This is a genomic window from Pseudomonas sp. Q11, from assembly GCF_024494355.1.
Classification (GTDB): Bacteria; Pseudomonadota; Gammaproteobacteria; order Pseudomonadales; family Pseudomonadaceae; genus Aquipseudomonas; species Aquipseudomonas hefeiensis.
In genome coordinates, this window is sequence record NZ_JAKNQY010000009.1 from 24,722 (window position 1) to 43,005 (window position 18,284).

General features: G+C 56.4%; 16 protein-coding genes. 3 read left to right on the top strand and 13 right to left on the bottom strand.

Features of this window, described 5'->3' with window-relative positions; translation table 11 throughout:
- Window positions 1–296: 296 nt before the first annotated feature.
- Window positions 297–776, bottom strand: a complete 480-nt coding sequence (locus tag MA884_RS11670) for a GNAT family N-acetyltransferase (RefSeq protein ID WP_256230676.1) — start codon at window positions 774–776, stop codon at window positions 297–299.
- A gap of 498 nt (window positions 777–1,274) precedes the next feature.
- On the opposite strand from MA884_RS11670, the gene MA884_RS11675 reads away from it, so the two are divergent.
- The 3 genes from MA884_RS11675 to MA884_RS11685 are packed head-to-tail and all read left to right on the top strand — an operon-like array spanning window position 1,275 to window position 4,584.
- Window positions 1,275–2,495: an SIR2 family protein gene (locus MA884_RS11675; protein ID WP_256230677.1), complete on the top strand. Its 1,221-nt coding sequence runs from the start codon at window positions 1,275–1,277 to the stop codon at window positions 2,493–2,495.
- The gene (locus MA884_RS11680) at window positions 2,495–4,366 is read left to right on the top strand and encodes an ATP-binding protein (RefSeq protein ID WP_256230678.1); all 1,872 of its coding nucleotides are present in this window, start codon (window positions 2,495–2,497) and stop codon (window positions 4,364–4,366) included. Before MA884_RS11675 ends, MA884_RS11680 begins: the two co-directional genes overlap by 1 nt.
- Before the next feature lie 8 nt (window positions 4,367–4,374).
- Complete coding sequence (locus MA884_RS11685; protein ID WP_256230679.1) at window positions 4,375–4,584, top strand: KTSC domain-containing protein; 210 nt, start codon at window positions 4,375–4,377, stop codon at window positions 4,582–4,584.
- A gap of 390 nt (window positions 4,585–4,974) precedes the next feature.
- On the opposite strand, the gene MA884_RS11690 is transcribed toward MA884_RS11685, so the two are convergent.
- From MA884_RS11690 to MA884_RS11745, 12 genes are all read right to left on the bottom strand, one after another.
- Window positions 4,975–5,274, bottom strand: a complete 300-nt coding sequence (locus MA884_RS11690; protein WP_256230680.1) for an antibiotic biosynthesis monooxygenase — start codon at window positions 5,272–5,274, stop codon at window positions 4,975–4,977.
- Between the two features lie 38 nt (window positions 5,275–5,312).
- The gene (locus tag MA884_RS11695) at window positions 5,313–6,287 is read right to left on the bottom strand and encodes a zinc-dependent alcohol dehydrogenase family protein (protein WP_256230681.1); all 975 of its coding nucleotides are present in this window, start codon (window positions 6,285–6,287) and stop codon (window positions 5,313–5,315) included.
- 62 nt (window positions 6,288–6,349) lie between these two features.
- Window positions 6,350–6,652 carry a helix-turn-helix transcriptional regulator gene (locus MA884_RS11700; protein ID WP_076384103.1) on the bottom strand — a complete coding sequence of 101 codons (303 nt, stop codon included), beginning with the start codon at window positions 6,650–6,652 and terminating at the stop codon, window positions 6,350–6,352.
- 197 nt (window positions 6,653–6,849) lie between these two features.
- Window positions 6,850–9,165, bottom strand: a complete 2,316-nt coding sequence (locus tag MA884_RS11705) for a TonB-dependent siderophore receptor (RefSeq protein WP_371134769.1) — start codon at window positions 9,163–9,165, stop codon at window positions 6,850–6,852.
- Window positions 9,166–9,379: 214 nt separating this feature from the next.
- Entirely contained in the window at window positions 9,380–10,306 is a 927-nt protein-coding gene (locus tag MA884_RS11710; RefSeq protein ID WP_256230683.1) for a FecR domain-containing protein, read from the bottom strand.
- Window positions 10,303–10,809 carry a sigma-70 family RNA polymerase sigma factor gene (locus MA884_RS11715; protein WP_256230684.1) on the bottom strand — a complete coding sequence of 169 codons (507 nt, stop codon included), beginning with the start codon at window positions 10,807–10,809 and terminating at the stop codon, window positions 10,303–10,305. The genes MA884_RS11710 and MA884_RS11715 overlap by 4 nt, the downstream gene beginning before the upstream one ends.
- A gap of 277 nt (window positions 10,810–11,086) precedes the next feature.
- On the bottom strand, window positions 11,087–11,386 hold the full coding sequence (locus tag MA884_RS11720) for a hypothetical protein (RefSeq protein WP_256230685.1): 300 nt from the start codon (window positions 11,384–11,386) through the stop codon (window positions 11,087–11,089).
- A 139-nt stretch (window positions 11,387–11,525) separates the two neighbouring features.
- Entirely contained in the window at window positions 11,526–11,876 is a 351-nt protein-coding gene (locus tag MA884_RS11725; protein WP_256230686.1) for a hypothetical protein, read from the bottom strand.
- A gap of 114 nt (window positions 11,877–11,990) precedes the next feature.
- On the bottom strand, window positions 11,991–13,643 hold the full coding sequence (locus MA884_RS11730) for a RopAA-2 (RefSeq protein ID WP_256230688.1): 1,653 nt from the start codon (window positions 13,641–13,643) through the stop codon (window positions 11,991–11,993).
- A 216-nt stretch (window positions 13,644–13,859) separates the two neighbouring features.
- Window positions 13,860–15,521: a N,N-dimethylformamidase beta subunit family domain-containing protein gene (locus tag MA884_RS11735; RefSeq protein ID WP_256230689.1), complete on the bottom strand. Its 1,662-nt coding sequence runs from the start codon at window positions 15,519–15,521 to the stop codon at window positions 13,860–13,862.
- A gap of 52 nt (window positions 15,522–15,573) precedes the next feature.
- Complete coding sequence (locus tag MA884_RS11740; protein WP_256230690.1) at window positions 15,574–16,899, bottom strand: MFS transporter; 1,326 nt, start codon at window positions 16,897–16,899, stop codon at window positions 15,574–15,576.
- Between the two features lie 48 nt (window positions 16,900–16,947).
- A complete protein-coding gene (locus tag MA884_RS11745; RefSeq protein ID WP_256230691.1) occupies window positions 16,948–18,198 on the bottom strand; it encodes an MFS transporter in 1,251 nt (416 codons plus the stop codon).
- Between the last annotated feature and the right edge of the window lie 86 nt (window positions 18,199–18,284).

Genomic DNA, 18,284 nt, shown 5'->3' on the forward strand with positions numbered 1-18,284 from the left:
CCTGTTTATTTTTGTAAGTATAGTTAAGATTCGGTTTGCAATCTGATTTCTACATCTTTAGCTGCTAGGAACTCTGAAGTCTTACCTCTGACAGCTCTTGGGGCAAGCATAGACCAGCATCTACGAATCATCGCCCTTTCTTTAAGCCATCCGAAATGATTCGATGACGGTTCAGAAACGCTCATCTACGAACATATGGCTGCCTCACGAACGTCTGCTTATGGCCGTTTTCTGCCCATCGTGAGAGGCAGAAAGCGACCCATTGCAGACATCCTGCGATTAGGAATGCTGGTGCGTCAATTTCCAGGCCAGTGCATTGTCTGAACTGTAATATGTGGATGACTTTCTAACGGTTCCCATTCATCCAAGAAAGCAAAACCCTGTTTCAGATAGAAGTTTGAGGCTCTCGCATTGTCTGGGGAGACGTCGAGAAAAACTCCTTCAAAGCCCTGGGCCATCGCACGAGCTTTCACTGCCTCGACCAGCTGTGCTGCTACGCCAGAGCCTCGTGCAGGGGCCTCAATCCACATTCCGATCAAGTTATAGCGATTTGCACTACTCACTCCGGCACCGATCATTCCGATAGGTCTGTCGCAGTCGAAGGCCAGCCAGAACGCCGTTCCGGCTGATGACGCTCGGTCTTTCCACTGTTCGTCAGTGTATTTGGCGGCGGTTTGGTAATTCACACCAAACGCCGTTGGCGTGTCCAAAAGCGCGGCGAGTCGGACTTGTTTCAAAAGCATCCAGTCTTTTGTTTCCGTCAGTCGAATTTCCATAATCTTCCTGAAAACCAGCAGCGTCTAAACGTATTACAAGAGTGTAACAACCTGGCTGGTGTGCATGATATCGAATTTGGCCGGGAATGGATGTGGTGCAAAATGTCTGCTTCTAGCCGATTTTTTCGAGGCCTGCCCGACACCGTGTACCTACGTTAGGCGCTTTACTAAGCTGGCTTTGGCGAGGCGGCACGTGATCAGTTCAAAATATCGATGATAGCCGTGCCTTTGAAGGTGATTTCTTCAAACTTCAGGGAGTGTAACCCTGCTTTAGACACCTCCTAAGTCGCCCATGCGTCAATCAGTTCGCGCGTTCGCGCATTGATGACCGATTTTATAGGCCGTCGTAGATGGCATCCAGCCATGAAAGCGCTTGTGTCTATTTTAGCTGCCTGCTACGTTCAGGCTAAGCAGGGAATCATCAGGCGGGAAGCCAATGTTACGCCCCTCTGAAAATGTGACCAGCCAAAACACTAATGTCAGAGGGGGAACGGTTACATGGAAGGCTTTCATGATCCTATTAGGCATTTAAAATATCTTCGGCAATCTTTGTCACAAGATAATGAATCAATCGGCTTTTTTTTATCTGCGGGGTGTCCTCTCTCAGTAAGTATGCCAACAGATGAATGGCCATTAATCCCTGATGTAGCAAACCTTACAAAATACATTAACAGTCAGTTGGTGGAAGACGCTCAATATAAAATTCTTTTGGCTGAGCTAGTTAAGGCAGAACGAAATTCTGAAAATATAGAAGACACACTAAGCTTCTTAAGAAGTCTCTTAACTGTATCCAAAGGCGGAGACGTTAGAGGTTTAAGTGAGTCTAGTCTTTTAGATCTTGAGAAAAAAATCTGCAAGATTATTGTTAAAAAAATTGATGTATTACTTCCAAGTCAAGACACTCCATATCACCAGCTGTGCAAGTGGATACGCTCTATAGACAGAAAAACTCCCGTCGAAATATTTACCACGAATTACGACTTGCTTATGGAACAATCACTTGAGGATCTTGAGGTCGAGTATTTCGATGGGTTCGTGGGTGCCCGTAGATCGTTTTTTGACTTGCGAGCTCTAGAAGACAATCTAATACCCGTTCACTGGTCTAGACTTTGGAAAATTCACGGATCAATTAACTGGTACAAGGAAGAAGTATCTGGCCAGAAGAAAGTCTATCGATCTTCGGAGATAAAGGAGGACGCGTCCCACCTGATTTATCCTTCGCACTTGAAGTATGAAGAAAGCCGGAAGATGCCTTACCTCGCACTCATAGATCAACTAAATAGATTTATTCGTAAAAAGTCGTCATTACTCATAATGTCAGGCTACTCATTTAATGACGGCCATTTAAATGACACCATAATAAACGCTCTAAAAGCAAACCCTACAGCGATGGTGCTGGCGCTGATGTATGGAGATTTCGAAGATCAGCTTCCTGACGGGTTGGCGAAAGAAAAGTACCCTGAGGCATATCGACTAGCAAAAAACCAGCACAATCTAAATATTTGGACATTCAATAAGGCCATTATTGGTACAAACCCAGGGCGGTGGTCTCTATTTCCTGAAAACGACGATGCTGACCTGGATATCAGAGCATTTATTACTTCTACCAAGATTGATGACTCATCAGGCAAGACAGAGCACATTATCAAGCTTGGTGACTTTGCTGTCTTTACGAGCTTTTTGAAAAGGATAATCGGCTCAGCATCAGGGGAAAGTTAATGGCCAGCAAAGAAACCTACTTGGGCGATGTCCAAGATGTAAACGGGACGGCGGTTAGCATTTCATTATCCAAGCAGTCATTAACAGGCTTCATTTATATCGACGGCCAAGGATATAGGGTCGGGCAGATTGGTAGTTTTGTAAGAATACCCATAGGCTTTTCTGATTTATTCGGAATTGTCAGTCAAGTAGGTGCAAGCGCTGTACCTGAAAATAAAAACAGCATTGACGATCAAAGTAATAGGTGGATGAGAATCCAGCTTGTCGGTGAGGGTCAAAGAAATGGTTCATTTCAACGAGGTCTATCACAGTACCCCACCATTGGGGATGAGGTTCATTTAGTATCCGAAAAGGAGCTAAAAACAATTTATGGCCGTCCAGATCGACCATATTTCGTAAAGCTGGGTCATATCTCAAACGCTGAATCTATACCGGCCCTGATTGACATTAATAAGCTTGTCACTCGTCACTCCGCTATCGTTGGTACGACAGGATCTGGTAAGTCCACAACGGTGGCAAGCATTATGAATGCGCTGTCCGACACTGAGAAATACCCTTCTTCGCGAATTATTATGCTCGATTTACATGGGGAGTATGGTTCTGCCCTTAAAGACAAGGCTGACATCTTCAAAATAAACTCATTTAAGTCGTCTAAACTCGCAGAGAGCGAGCTGCGAATTCCATTCTGGGCGCTAAATTTTGATGAGTTATGCGAAATTAGCTTTGGCGAGTTCAGCAACGAGAAAGAAAAAAACGTTGTTATGGAACGAGTTCATAAACTTAAAGCCGAGTCGATCGCGAAACACCCAAGAACTGGCGCGTCACTTGATTCGGTTAGTGTTGATTCCCCTATTCCTTTTAGTATTCACCATTTGTGGTACGACCTTTTCATCGAGACATTTGCAACTTACTACAAAGGCCGTCCAGGAAAGCCGATGGATAATCTTGCCTTTGAACTCGACCCCGCTGGCAAGGAGCTAAGAGGAAATCCCGCTGCTGGGATACCTCCAATATTCAAGAATATCGTTACCGAGGCCAATGAGGAGAAAATCAACTATCTGCCAGGCTCATTGAGCATCGGGAAAAATGTTTTGCTGCTCGGCACAAAACTTCGAATACCTAGGTATGACTTTATATTTCGTCCCGGCGATTGGATGCCGGAAGCAGACGGTTCAGTAGTGACTGATCTAGACAAATTACTTGAGAGTTGGATTGGCAGAAAATCGATATCTATCTTAGATTTATCTGGCGTCCCCCCAGATATATTGCAAACCACTATAGGGGCGGTACTAAGGATACTGTATGAAGCTCTTTTTTGGGCAAGAAACCTATCTCAAGGTGGCAGGCACCGTCCTTTATTAATTGTCATGGAGGAAGCGCATATATATCTCAATGACAGTTTCAAAGGTATGGCTTCTAAAATTGTACAGCGGATAGTAAAAGAGGGGCGAAAATACGGTATAGGCGCAATGATCGTCAGCCAACGTCCGTCTGAAATAGACCCTACAATTCTTTCTCAATGCGGGACTTTTTTTGCTCTTAGATTGACCAATTCGACAGATCGCGCGCACATCACCTCTGCACTCTCAGACAATCTGGATGGATTGACTAGTATGCTGCCCATCTTGAGGACAGGGGAGGCGATTATCTTAGGCGAGGCGGTAAAGCTTCCTATGAGGACCTCTATTCTAGCTCCTCCGAAAAATCGACGACCAGATAGCCAAGATCCTATAGTTTACGATGAGTTTCCTATCGATGAATCTCTTTCTCCCGGTGGATGGGGAATAAAAATGGAGGACAATCCTAACTATGAAGAACTAGTAGAAACATGGCGAGCTCAGAACCCCCGAATTGATAAGGTAAAACCTTAGGAGTAATTATGGAACGAAGCCCGGTGTCATCTTCAAACGTAGAGTCTGTAGGCTACGATGAAGACAGTGAAACTTTAGAGGTGGAGTTTAAAAATGGTACGCTTTACCAATACTTCGATGTACCACAAAGCGTCTTCAATGGGTTGGTAAATGCCGACTCGGTTGGAGGTTACCTCGCCGAAAATATTAAAGGCGTGTATAGATATTCTCGCGTTTGAATAAGCATCAAAATGGAGTGGAGTTCTCGTCTGGCTATATGAATAAGTACGCGGACATCCACTCTAACAATGAGCTTTCCCTACGCCCGAGCAGAAATATTCGTCCTTCATCCTTGGACCCTCTGCTTCAACGCTTCACCGCGGGCATTGACCTTAGCGTCGCTGCGCCTAACGTAAACAATATGCAGGCGCTGTGAATCGCCCTTCATTTTGTAGGCGGCGATTGACTGCTTTTGGCCGACTGCTGCCCTTCGCGAAGGGCAGCTTAGGGTCGAAAGTTTCCGGTCACGAACGTCTGTTTCCGACAACAGCTATTTGCTTTAAGGCCACAAGCCTCTAAAGGCGCCGGCAGCACCCATGCCGACGATATTGTTGGGATCATCACGTTCGTCAGTCCTGAAAGCTGCCCCCCTCAATATGGTAGACCGTCGGCTCTTCCGAAAAATATTCCTCCAAGCCCATCATGAACAGCCGATGGTCTTCACTCGCTTCGAAGCCCGGTGTGTGATCCTCAAGTGAAGCCCAGCGCACGATCAGGTTGAATTGCTGGGGGGTTTCAATCCCTTGCGCTAGCAAGTGGCCGCCGTAACCCTTTGCACGGGTGAGCAAAGGGGCGACCTCGGCAAATGCGTGTCTGAACGCTTCAATGCGTTCTTTGTGAACGGGGAGCAGAGCGATTTCATAAATCATGGCATTCCTCCAACAAGCTCAGTTGATTAAGTATGCACTCACGAGATGAGCGATGGCTCGACCGCAATCGCGATTTTTCCCTGAAGGCCGTTGTTGGGGCTCTCCAGTCGGGCGTGGGCAAGCCCAATGTCGGCCAGCGAATAGACGGCGCCCACGTGTGGCCGCAGTTGACCGCGCTCTACCAATGCACTCAACTCATCAAGCTTGCCGCGGTTTTGTCGGGTGAAAACGAAGTGATAACTCGCGTTCTTGCCCCAGGCCTGAACCAGGTTTTGCGGCTGGGCAATGTCCACAATCGAGACCAGGCGGCCGAGTTGGGCGAGCACGTCGGGGCTACGCGTCAGTGTGTTGCCGCCGATGGTGTCGAACACCACATCCACGCCGTGACCACCGGTTTCCCGAAGGATGGCGTCGACGTAATCCTCCTTTTCGTAGTCGATGAGCACATCGGCACCCATGCTGCGTGCGAACTCAAAGTTGGCTTCGCGCACGGTCGTGAAGACCCGCGCTCCAATGGCTTTGGCCACCTGGATCGCGACATGCCCTACGCCTCCCGCGCCGCCGTGTATCAGAATGCTTTCTCCCACTCTGAGGGCAGCTCGCACGGTCAGTGCTTCCCACACCGTCCCGCCAACCAGGGTCAAACTGGCTGCTTCAAGGTGACTCAGTGATTGCGGCTTACGCCCGACAATGCTTTCGGCAGCAACGTGGTACTCGGCGTAGCTCCCTGGCCCGTCAAATATTTGCGGGGTGTACCAGACTTCGTCTCCCGGAGCGAAGCTCGTCACACCCGGCCCGACTTCTTCGACAACGCCCGATACGTCGTGTCCGGTAATGGCCGGCAGTGGCACGTATTCGACGTAATCGCCACGTCGAACCTGATAGTCCAATGGATTGATAGAGGTTGCGTGTACCCGCACCAGGACCTGTCCCGCACCCGGCACGGGCTTGGGCACATCGCTAAGTTCGAACGACTCAGGACCGCCAAATGACTTCAGTATCATCGCTTTCATGGTAAATCCTCGCATCTATAAAATTGAATATCGAGATATCTCGATATGTTACGGTAAAAAAATTACAGATCTTTCCCTATGATCTCGGCAAGCGCGCTGATAGTTGCTTCATTGCGCTTGTAGTAGGTCCACTGACCGATACGCCTGACTTCGACCAGGCCCACTCGTTGCAACGTGGCAAGATAACCAGACACCGTTGACTGCGACAGTCCGATACCCTCTTGAATACTGCTGACGCAGACGCCGACCGTGAGAACGTCACCCTCATCCTGTGGAGGGAAGTTCTTTACGGGATCCTTCAAACCTTTCAGGATTTGAAGGCGCGTAGGGTTTGAGAGGGCTTTGAATATTTCGATCAGTTCCATGCGCCTAGAATATCGAGATTTAGCGATATGTCAATGCAAGAGATGAGAATAATTTTGAGGCTCCAGCTGCCATCGGTTTCGTCGGCCAGACCGAGTGGCTGCCTCTAGCCGAATGCAGCCTCTCGGAGCGTTTGGGGAAATCGCCTTTTACGTGTTTTCACACAGCTTGCGACGGCGCCTTTTTTATCGTGGCAACTTCAGAAATCAACGGTGGCCGACACTTTTAGCGTGCTCGGCGCACCTTGGGTCAGATAGCCACCGTTGGCGGAGGCCCAGTAGTTCTCGTCGGCGACGTTCTCCAGCATCGCGTTGAAGGTCAGCGCGCGGCCCTCCAGTTGCATCCGATAACGCGCGCCGAGGTCGACACGGGTCCAGGCGGGGATGCTGTATTCGTTGGCGCTGTCGACGAACTGGCCGCCGGTGCGCAACAGCAGGCCGTTCAGACTCAGCCCGGGCAAACCGGGCACATCCCAGTCGGCGCCCAGATTGAACTGGAACTTCGGCACACCCACCGCCTGATTGCCATCGTCGCGGCCGCCGGCGGTGCCGCGCAGCTCGGCTTTGGTCCAGGTGGCGCCGCTCAGCAGGCGCAGGCCGTCCAGCGGCTCGCCGAACAGGCTCAGTTCCACGCCGCGATTGCGCTGCTCGGCGTCCACCCGGTAGTAGCCGTCGCCGCCGAGCACGCCCTGCGGCTGCTCGATGCGGAACAGGCTGAGGCTGCCGCCGAAGGTTCCCCAGTCGAGCTTGGCGCCCATCTCGGTCTGTTTGGAGCGATAGGGCGCGAACATCTCGCCGTTGTTGAGCGCGGCGGCCGGCGCGGTCGCACCCTGCTGCAGAGACTCGACGCGGTTGGCATAGAGCGACAGGAACTCGGTGGGCTTGATCACAAGCCCATAAGCCGGCGTGGTGATGCTTTCCTGATAGTTGGAGGTGCGGGCACCGCTGGCCGCACTCCAGGCATCGGAGCTGATGGACTGGCGACGCACGCCCAGCGTCAGCAGCACGCGGTCGTCGAGCAAGCCCAGGGTGTCGGACACCGCCAGGCTGCGGTTCTGCACCTTGGCGGTGGTGTCCGGGTCGTGGATATCGCCGGAGATGCTGGTGGCCGGCGGCTCGGCGATGGGCTGGCCCTCATACAGATTGCCGAAGCCGCGACTGCCCGCCGCAGTGGACTCGAACGCGTTGCGCTTCTCCTGCCAGATGCCGTTGGCGGCCAGGTTGATGCGGTGGCTGACCGGCCCGGTCGTGAGTTCGCCGCGCAGCCCCGTGACGGCGCTCAGGGTCTCCTGGTCCAGCGGCGAATAGAGGCGCCCGATGCGTGCGTCGCCGTTCGCGCCGTAGACGTAGTTGGAGGCGTAGATACCGTTCTCCCGCGTGTATTTGCCGCCTGCGCTCAGGTATGCGGTCCAAGTGGGCGACAGGTCGTACTCGGCGCTGAACATGCCATAGGTGTCTTCGAGCTGCGACCAGCTCCAGGGTTGCGCGTAGTTGTGGTCGGAGTCTGGTGCCGACGGCGTCTTGCCGTTGAGTGTGCTGGTAGGCCCCGTCGTGGTCAGATAGACCACCGAGCGCCCCTCATTGACCCGTTGTTTCTGGTAACCGAAATCCGCAGACAGTCGCAGACGGTCGCCACGGTAGTCCAGGCCAAGGGTGGCCAGACTGAAGCGCGAGTGCTCATCGTCCACCGCTGTCTCGCCCTCGCGCTGGGCCAGGTTCACCCGCACGCCGAATTGGTTTTCCTCGCCGAAGCGCTGGCCCAGGTCGAGATGCCCGCCTACTCGGCTGTCGCTGGCATAGTTCAGGGTAGCGCTGCGCGTGGGGGTGTCCTCGGCACGCTTGGAGACCACGTTGATCGCCCCGCCGACACCGCTGCCCGACGGCGACACGCCATTGACAAAGGCGTTGGCCCCCTTGAACACCTCGACCCGCTCGACCGACTCGGTGGAGATGATCTGTCGGGGCAGAACGCCGTACAGCCCGTTGAAGGCAATATCGTCGCTGAACAGCTGGAACCCGCGCACAACGAACACCTGGGAGAAGTTGCCGAAGCCGAACGACTGACGCACGCCCGGATCGCTGGCCAGCACATCGGCCAGGGTCTGCGCCTGGCGCGTCTCGATCAGCTCGGAGGTGTAACTGGAGAAGGCGAAGGGCACATCTTGCATGTCCTGGTTGCCCAGCACGCCGATGCGGGCGCCCCGCGCCGTCTGCCCGCCGGCGTACTCGGCCGGCAGGTCGACACGGCCGTCGGCGAGCCCGCTGATGGTGGTCGAGCCCAGCTCCAACACACCTTGCTCGGGCAGCGGCACCAGCGTGATGGTGCCGTCGTCGCCGGCCTGAAAGGTCAGGCCACTGCCCTCCAACAACCGCTGCAGGCCGTCGACCACCGAATAGTCGCCCTTGAGCGCCTGCGCCACGCCGCTGCCACGGGTCAGGCCGGCGTCATAGAGCAGACGTACGTCGGCCTGCTCGGCGAAATCGATGAGCGCCGCGTCGAGCCGCTGAGCAGGCACGTCGAGCTCGACGGCTTGCGCCTGTGCGGCAGCCATGGCCAGAGGAAGAACGGCTAGCGCCGCGAGGAAGGGTGTCGACCGCATGCTGATGTCCTTGGCTATCAATGCGAAGAAGTCGCATTTGCAGGAACAGAAGACGAAGGCGCCGATGATTTCTGAACCATCGCCGCTTAAATATTTTCTGTTTTCTTGAAAGCCTAGGCGCGGCGCGGTCTCAGCGGCGTGACGCGACCAGAATCAACCCCGGCAGGCGCACCAGACGCACAGGCAAGGTGGTTTCGACGGCCCTTAATACCGCCTGTGGATCGTCAAGGGCGAACACGCCGGTCACCTGTACCCTGCGAGCGGCTTCGTCGACAAACAGCACTCGCACAGACTGGCTGCGCTCAAGCTCGGCGAATACTTGCTCCAGTGGCCGGTCGCGGAATATCAGCTTGCCGCGCTGCCAGCCCAAGCGCTGGCGCGCATCCAATGCCTGCGGCGCCTGCAGCTCCCCGCCGCGCCACTGCACCTGCTGCCCGCCGACCACCGCCAGCGGCTCGCGCCCCTCGCTGAAGGCCAACACTCGGCCTTCGCTGACCGCGAGGTCGACACCGCCCTCCTCCAGACGCACATCAAAGCGCGTGCCGGTGACGCGTATGCGCGCCTCGCCGGCACTGACAGTGAACGGCCGAGCCGGATCATGGGCTACCTGGAAATCCGCCTCGCCACGGTACAGCCTGACCTCGCGGCGACCGTCGACAAACTGCCAGTCCAGCGCCGAATCGCCGTTGAGGGTCAACAGCGAACCATCCGCCAGACGCAACTCGCGCACCTCGCCCGGCTGGGTGCTGATATCGGCATACAGGCCAATCCAGGTGCCACGCGGTAGCCATAGGGCGAGCAACAGCATCGCGGCGCAGGCCAGCGGAGTCGCCCAACGTCGATAGCGACGCATCACGCGCACCTGAGGCTGCTCGGCCGGACGTTCTAGCTGGCCGAGCAACGACCAGAGCCCTTCCACCTCACGCAACGCCTGCTCGTGCTCGGGCGCCGCCTGGCGCCAGGCCCGCGCGGCATCGCGATCGGCCGCGGTGGCGCTACCAGAATGCAGCAGCACGTGCCATTGTCGGGCCTGATCGAGAATCGACGGATGAGTCACGGCTGCGGGTCCATCTGCTGCTGGCAGTGTTCGAGGGCCTTCAAGATATAGCGTCCGGCCATACTTTCCGAGACACCCAGGCGCTCGCCGATCTCACGCTGGGTCAGCCCGTCCAGGCGATTCCACAACAACGCCTGACGCAGATGCGGTGGCAAATCCTGGACTGCGCGCTGCAATAGCTCCAGGCGCTGGGCGTCGCTTGCCGCTCGCTCCGGACCAGGCTGGGCACTGACCAATTCGATGGATATCTCCTCCTCGACAGGGCGCGATTTTTGCTGACGGCGGTAGTCAATGATCAGGTTGCGCGCGATGCGATAGAGGAAAGCACGCAGATTACCGATCTCCTGCCCGGACTCACGCCGGCGAAAGCGCAACCAAGTCTCCTGGCGCAGGTCGGCGGCCAGTTCTGCGCACTTCACCTGCCGTGTGAGGAAGCGCAGCAGTTCGCTCGAATGGCTCTCGAACTCGCCGTCGGCGGAATGAGGATCGGGTGGCCAGGACACGGAAGCGACTCAAGCGAGTAGGAACTGCGAGAATATATCAAATGATAATGACTTTCAATTAGTGCGACGTTTGCGACATTTCGTTGGTTATGACCAACAGTGGAACAATCAGGGGCAAACAATGGGGCTACGATATAGATCGTTATTGAGAGGCCACACTCTAGGCCAGAAGCGGCCAAACGATGGTCGCTGGGGCAGTGGCCACTACCTCATGTGACGTACTGAGGCTCTCACGACTAGCCGGTATTCCTTTTCTTTTATCAGCACTGCAGAGCGACTATTGATGGGTGTCCGCCTCCTCAGCCGGATAAAATTCGCCCTCCTTCCCCATCTTCTTCAACTGTTCGCGCGCAATCAGCTCAACGCTTGCCACTGCGGCCTGATCGTCAGGGTTGACCAACTGCAGGCACAGGCGTCGGACATTCTGATCGTGGGTGCCCTCGCTGAGCATTTCGTGAGTGAAGACTTGGGCGCCACGCCATAGGCATAGTTGGGTATGAGTCCCGCCGAGCCATATCTCGTTGAATGATCTAAGGTCAGTGGTAGCCAGTTGATCCACGGTGATTACCTTATCCATTGCGCTGTACCTTACCAATGAGTAGATACAGGTAGACTTACAAGCACAGCGGGTCGTTCCCCAGCAGAATCGAGACACGGGGATACGCTGGTTGGTCTGGACAATTGCGCCCCGCGCGCTCACCACGGTTCGGTCTGCATCAGCTGGCGGCGAGCCGCCGATAGATCACGCGCGCGCCCCAAGACAGCATCACTGCCGGGATCGAAAGCAAAATGCAATACAAAATGCCGACGGCCAGTAGCGGCCCCGCTCCAGATGTCATCATCACACACGGAATCTGCCCGAACATTACGATAGGGCCAGCCAGCCATCCGCGTTTTTGAAACAGCAGACCCAGCGTCATTGTCAGCGCCAGAGACGCAGGATATAGAACAGCCCAATAACATTGCGCGTCCCAAGGCTCATTCACTCCGGCCGACCATGACGCCGCCAGCCAAAAGCTCACACTGATGACGCAAGCTACGATCATCGCCAGCCACATACTTTTCAATGACGTTCTCTCTTTTAAGTTGCGCTACATAGGGCGCCGTGGCCTTTAAACGCCCTGCTAATGCCCGATCCCTGGACATTAAGGAAAGACTACAAAGAGCGACGAGGACGGCTGCTACACGATATCGCCATCATCCTGAGCAGGCGGACGCGCGGGCGCTGAGGACGATGCCTGGACCTGCGTGGCTGCGAGCGGCTGCATGGGGATGCTCTGACCATGAACGGCTTGGCTTTGAGAGGTGGCCGCGGCGCGTTGCCTCAGGGCTCCAATGCTTTTGTCCCAGGCCGATTGGGAAGTGGTGCCAATGGCGCTAGCAACGCTAATGACTCCATCCCCTGTCGCTTGAACTGCACTTTTTGTGTGGTTGGTCGCTGAAACAGCTGTCTCTTTGGCAAATCTGGCGCCGGTGAGCGATGTCTTGACTGCAAGCTCACCTCCCTTGACCGCCACCCTGCCAACTGCATCTGCACTCCCTTCTACTGCTTTTGGTACATGGGCATCGACAGCAGCAACGGCTTTTTTCGGCACTGATCCACCTAACGAGGCGCCAGCTGCCCATAGCCCGAAAGCCACGGTACCCAATACGTTTTTTACAGCCTCCGAGGCTGCGGTAGCCGCCATTTTTCCCAGATCCTTCGACTTGGCTAAGTTAGCGGTGGCGGCTGTACCCGCGCCCATTGCAGAAAAACCGCCAATCAGGAGACCATTTCCTACAACACTGACCGGGTCTAGTATCTCTTTAAGGGCGTCGCCGCTGATGACCGCATTCAGAGCCGTAGCCGCGCCTTCACCAAGCCGGGCGGAGACCATCTTAACCAGGGCAGTGGCATCGAGATCCTTTAAAGTCCTGAAGCCATCCAGCCATTCGGTATCTTGATCAATAGGCTTGTGAGGCTGCCCTTGCGGTACAGCATCTCGACGACCATAGAGCATTGCAGGGTCAGCTAAATGGTTCGTGCGATCGCGGCTCACATTGTAATGCTCAATTGCTATACCCACGATGATAGCCGTGACCGGTCGTAGGGCGGGTTGCAGGATTGCATCCAGGTCCTCTTTGCCAGCCGCCGTCATGGCAAGCGTTGACGCGTACATTGCAGTATTACGTACGGCAAACCCGGTAAGCCACTTATTGGCTTCGTCGAAAGCATTACGCAATGGACCTTTGTCCAGCGCCAGCAGCTTTTCCGCCACTGATGCTTGAAGCGCCGGGTGCAGTGTATCGCTCTCGGGTTTAAGGTAATAACCAGGCTTCAAGCCCGCAATCGTCTTGTTACCGGCAGCATCCGCCATACCGGCATACAAGCATGCCATAGCGTTCTCTATAGCCGCTTCGCGTACTGTATTGGCATGCTTGCCCGCTACCTGGAGGATGGACGGCTTGAAATTACCTGCCTCGGTAAGCGCCGCAAAGGGCGTCCCCCCCATCCCTGACTTGATTGACGCAAACAATCTGTCGGCTCTGGCTGCGTTTTTTTCCGCCTTCTCCATGTCATGGACGTTATAACCCCCCGCCTCTAACCGTTGAGCACGGTCAGCGCGAATGGCGTTCAGCTCCGCGTTGCGGGCGCTTGAAGCAGAGGCAGCGGGTTGATCGGAGCCAGCCTCTGTTTCAAGGTGAGCCTCGAAATGGTTTTGAAGCCGCGTGCTCATCGCTAACCCTGTAGAGCCAAGGTTAGGAGAGTGAGAGGCCTGTTGCGTTGCTTCCTGCTGTATCTCATCAGGTACACGAGTCAGCTCGCTGCTTGCACCTACATTAAGCGTATCCATGGCACTGTTCTCTTAGTGATCGGCAGATAGAAAAATGCTAATGACTCCGATATGAGCGGCGACATCCTTACACCTGAGTGACCGTGCCGGAAGAAGGGTTCCAAAGGATGTAATAAAAATGAAAACTAAGCGGCTACTTGATAACACGCACATTCGCCGTGCGTACCACAATGGCCAGCCTCGCCAGAACGAAAAAAAGGGCCAAAGGCCCTGATTTCAGTCACTTACAGAGTTCAGCAGGAAACGATCGAGCACGTTTTTTGTGATCATCTCGGTGTAAATGTCTGCCTGCATAAGCCCATGTACCCATTCGCACGTGGCGGCGGTAAAGACCTCACCTCGACCTTTATGGAAGTGCACCACCATGCCGGCCCCCCGACTATGCTGATCGATGCTAGCCGCGCTAAGGTCGGGCGCCAGGATGGAAGCACGAAACCGGGCATCACCATCGCCAAGCATGAATGAATAGGCATCCTCGGATCGGCCATGCTCGGCATTGGTCGCCCAGCCCATGGCGAGGATTTGTAATCCGGCGGGCGCACCGTCTGTGCCGAGCGGTTCTGGGAGGCCGTCAACAAACGTGTATTCCAGGCCATCCACCTCATAGCCAAAGATGTTGGCCTCGTCTCCGAACATATCCGCGTAACCCAGACCCGTGCCCATGAACGCCCAGTGCCGAGGCCTGAAGACTGTATACCCGCGAGGATTGCGCGGTGCCATTGCCCCAAAGCCGCCATATATCCCCCGCAATGCATTGACCCCAAACGTTGTCGCCCCGGGGTGATCCACCCTCGGATCTTCCCAGGCACCAGTGAGCCGACGAGGGTCGATAGCCGCCAAAGGATCAAGCGCGCCGGCATCGTACTTGTAGGCTACCTGCCGCTGGCCCTCGTCCTCCAAGCGGATCTGCCACATGAAATTGCCAGCGAAGCGCGCGACCTTGCCGCCCTCCTCGACAAAGAAATCGACATGGTCGCGCATTTCCCGCGTCCAGTACTCGTCGTGCCCTGCGAAGACCGCGCAGCTGTAGCCCTCAAGCGCGTGCGGGTCGTGATGCAAATCGTCCTGGGTCAGGATATCGACCGTATAGCCTTGCTGTTCGGCCCAGACCACAAAAGGTCTTTCGTAGGAGGCCCACCCCGCCAACGCGTAGTACTTGGCGTAGCCGTTAAGGGATGCCCATTCGATGAACTCGTAACGCGCCGGCCCGGGCTTGCGCTGCCGGGTCGCGTTGACGGAACGTGGGGCATCCTTGGGCAGCCAGACCTGCCCTCGCGCCCAGGGGCGCTGTGCCGATAACAACGGCGCACGGCCGCGCGGCGTGCCGGGGTGAAGACCGAAGTAATGATTAGCGCCGCCCCAATCGTTATAAGCGGCCCAGGTCGACGTGGCCGCGACAAGCACCAAGGCATCGACGCGCTTGCGCGCCGTCTTGACGATGAACAGATGATGCCCGAGGACGCTGTCAGCGCTATCTCGTATTTCCACTACATAACCACCCGGCTCGGCATCAGTCGGGATTGACCATTGCATAAAGACTGGCCATTGGCACCCATGCTCATAGGCACGTTCGGGCAACGGGTGGAATCGAGCGTCAAGGTTGTCGGTTTCATGCAGCGTGCGGGCGATGGCGCCATCACGATAGATCCTGAGTCTCACTTGCGGGCGGTTCGAAGACAGATACAGGCGCACCAAACCACCCGGGCTATAGGAGCGGCGATCCGAGTAGCACCAGGCGGCCGCCGGTCCCGACTCGGAAGGGACTTCGACCCAAGTCTCGCGCGCAGCCTGACGTGACCCCGAAGTCTGGCTGACGGTCACGCCCGCGCCCGGTCGCTCACCTCGTGCGGCGGCGTTTTTCAGGTCTATTGAATTCATTGAATCGCACTCCTTTGGTCCACTGATCCTGCGGATCGACAAACCGATTGCTTTAGTCCTGAGAAGCCATCGACGGCCGTGAGCCAGCAGCCACTCGAGCGCCGGGCGCCTCGATCTGCGCAAGATCAATACCCGCCGTTTCGTCGATAAGAAAACCTGCCACGACGGTGACCAGCCCCAACCCCATGACGTAGCAGATGTACAGAGAGCCAAGGCCGGCACCGCCGAGATAGCTGTGCAGATAGGGGGCGGTGCCGCCAAAGATCGCCACCGATACCGACGACACCAATCCCACGCCCTGCGCCCGCGCCTGGGTCGGCACCTGCTCCGACAACACTGCGGGGAAAATCGCCGCAATCAACGACCAGGCGCCTAGCCCCACGACCTGGGCGAGAAACAGCGTGTAGGGTTCAGTGGTCACCATTATCGAGATGGGATAGGTCAGCAGGATCACGCCCAGGCCCCAGGCGATGACCATGGGCCGGCGACCTAAACGATCGGACAACATTCCGCATACTGGCAACCAGCACACACAGAGGACCTGCGCGAGGAGGCTGGCTATATAGGCACCCGTGGCGTCCATGCCCTGGGCGATCGCCGTCGAAGCGCCGAACGTGACCCAAGCGTAGTAGGTGACGTTGGCGGCCGCTGCGAGCATGACGATGTTGCGCGCAACTCGCAGCATATCCCCTCTGGACAACTTGCGCGGCGGCCGAGCCAGGCCCTGCTGCTCCACGAACACATGAGATTCCTGCGCGCCGCGACGCAGAAACAGCGCATAGATACCGAGTAACCCACCGATGGCGAAGCCGATCCGCCAGCCGTAGTCACCCATGGCCTGTGCGCCCAGCAGCCAGGTCAGCGCCGCCGCCATGGCCGTCGCCGCCATCACCCCTAGCGTTACCCCGACATAGACTGAACTGGACCATAAGCCACGGTGTTTGCTCGGTGCGATCTCGGCGACATAGGTATAGGAAACCCCTGTCTCGCCGCCATGGGCGAGTCCCTGTATAAGCCGGAAAAACAGCAGCGCGACCGAGGCATACAAGCCAATGCTTTGGTAATCGGGAATAACCGCGATGCCAAGGCTGCTGATCGCCAGCAGCAACATCGTAATCACCATGATGGTCCGGCGCCCCAATCGGTCGCTCAGCCGGCCAAACAACCATCCGCCGATAGGACGCGCGACAAACCCCACCGCAAACACGGCCAGGGTCGCGAGCATCGCCGAGCGGGCATCGGTCTTGTCGAACAGATTGCTTGCCAGGTACACCGAAAAGGTTGCGTACAGCGTCCAGTCGAACCACTCGAGCGCATTGCCTATACCTGCCGCGCGCAAGGATTTCAGGCGTCCTTGGTGAGACGTCGTATTGTTCATGTTTATCTCCGGGTTACGGACGGAATCGGGGCGGCTGGGGGAGCCAGATCAAAGGTGCAGCGCCGGCCTGGCCTGAGCACTGCCATGGGCAGAAGGGACCCGGACACGCAACGCAATCAGCAACGCGGCCAGCAGCATCAGCACGGCCGCCGCTACGAATACGCCTGCGCTGCCACCGAGGCTGAACATCGCACCGCCAGCGGCTGCGCCCGTTGCGATGGCCGACTGCACAGAAGCCACCACCATGCCCCCGGCGCTTTCCGCCTGATCAGGTATTGCGCTGGCGACCCAGTTCGACCACGCCACCGGCACACCGCCAAAAGCCAGGCCCCAGATCGCCAGCAGCACCGCCTGCCCCGGCACCGAGGCCGGCAACAGCACCAACGCCAGTGCTGCAACGCCCACCAACGCGGGCATCAACACCAAGGTGGCCAGTGGGTGACGCTCAAGCAGCCACCCGGCCAACAGCGTGCCGCCGAAGTTCGCCACACCGAAACCCAGCAGCATCAGCGACAGCCCTTGCGGACCGATGCCGGTGGTGCCCTCGAGGAATGGCCGAACATAGGTGAACATCGCGAAGTGACCGCTGTGCACCAGCACACAACCGAACATCCCCATGGCGATGCCCGGGCGCCGCAACACCTCGAGTACGGTGCGCAGGCGTGCCGGCGTGCGCGGCGCAAGACTCGGCAACGTGAACGACTGGAAAGCCAGGGTCACCAGACCTACCGCCGCCGCTGCAAAGAACGCGCTGCGCCAGCCATATAGGCCGCCCAGGTAGCTGCCCAGCGGGACCGCAACCACCGTCCCGACGGCAATGCCGCTGAAAATGATCGAGAGCGCTCGGGGCAACAAAGCCCCCGGTACCAAGCGCATCGCCACCGCTGCCGCCATGCTCCAGAACCCGCCAAGGGCAATGCCCAGCAAGATACGCATTACCAATAGCACCGCGAAACTGGAGGAAACGGCGACCAAAAGATTGGATGCGATCATCAACGTGGAAAAACCCAGCAGCACCCAGCGACGGTCGATACCGCGGGTCAGGCCTGGCACCAACAAGCCAGCGAACAGTGCCACCACCGCTGTCACCGTTACCGCCTGGCCAGCCAGCGCTTCGGACACACCCAAATCGGTAGCCATCGGTGTTAACAGGCTGGCCGGAAGGTACTCGGCGGTGAGCAAGCCGAACACGCCCATTGCCAACGAGAAGACCGCCATCCACGCAGGGGTTGCAGGTTCTACATCCAGCCCGGCGCCGGGACGGCTGTCAGATACGGCATTACAAACACAGTCAGTCATTGCACGGATCTCCCAATTTTAATTGCGACCCGCAGTCTAGGCGGGGGAACCCGGATGATCTATGATCAAAGACCTCGTTTTTTTGA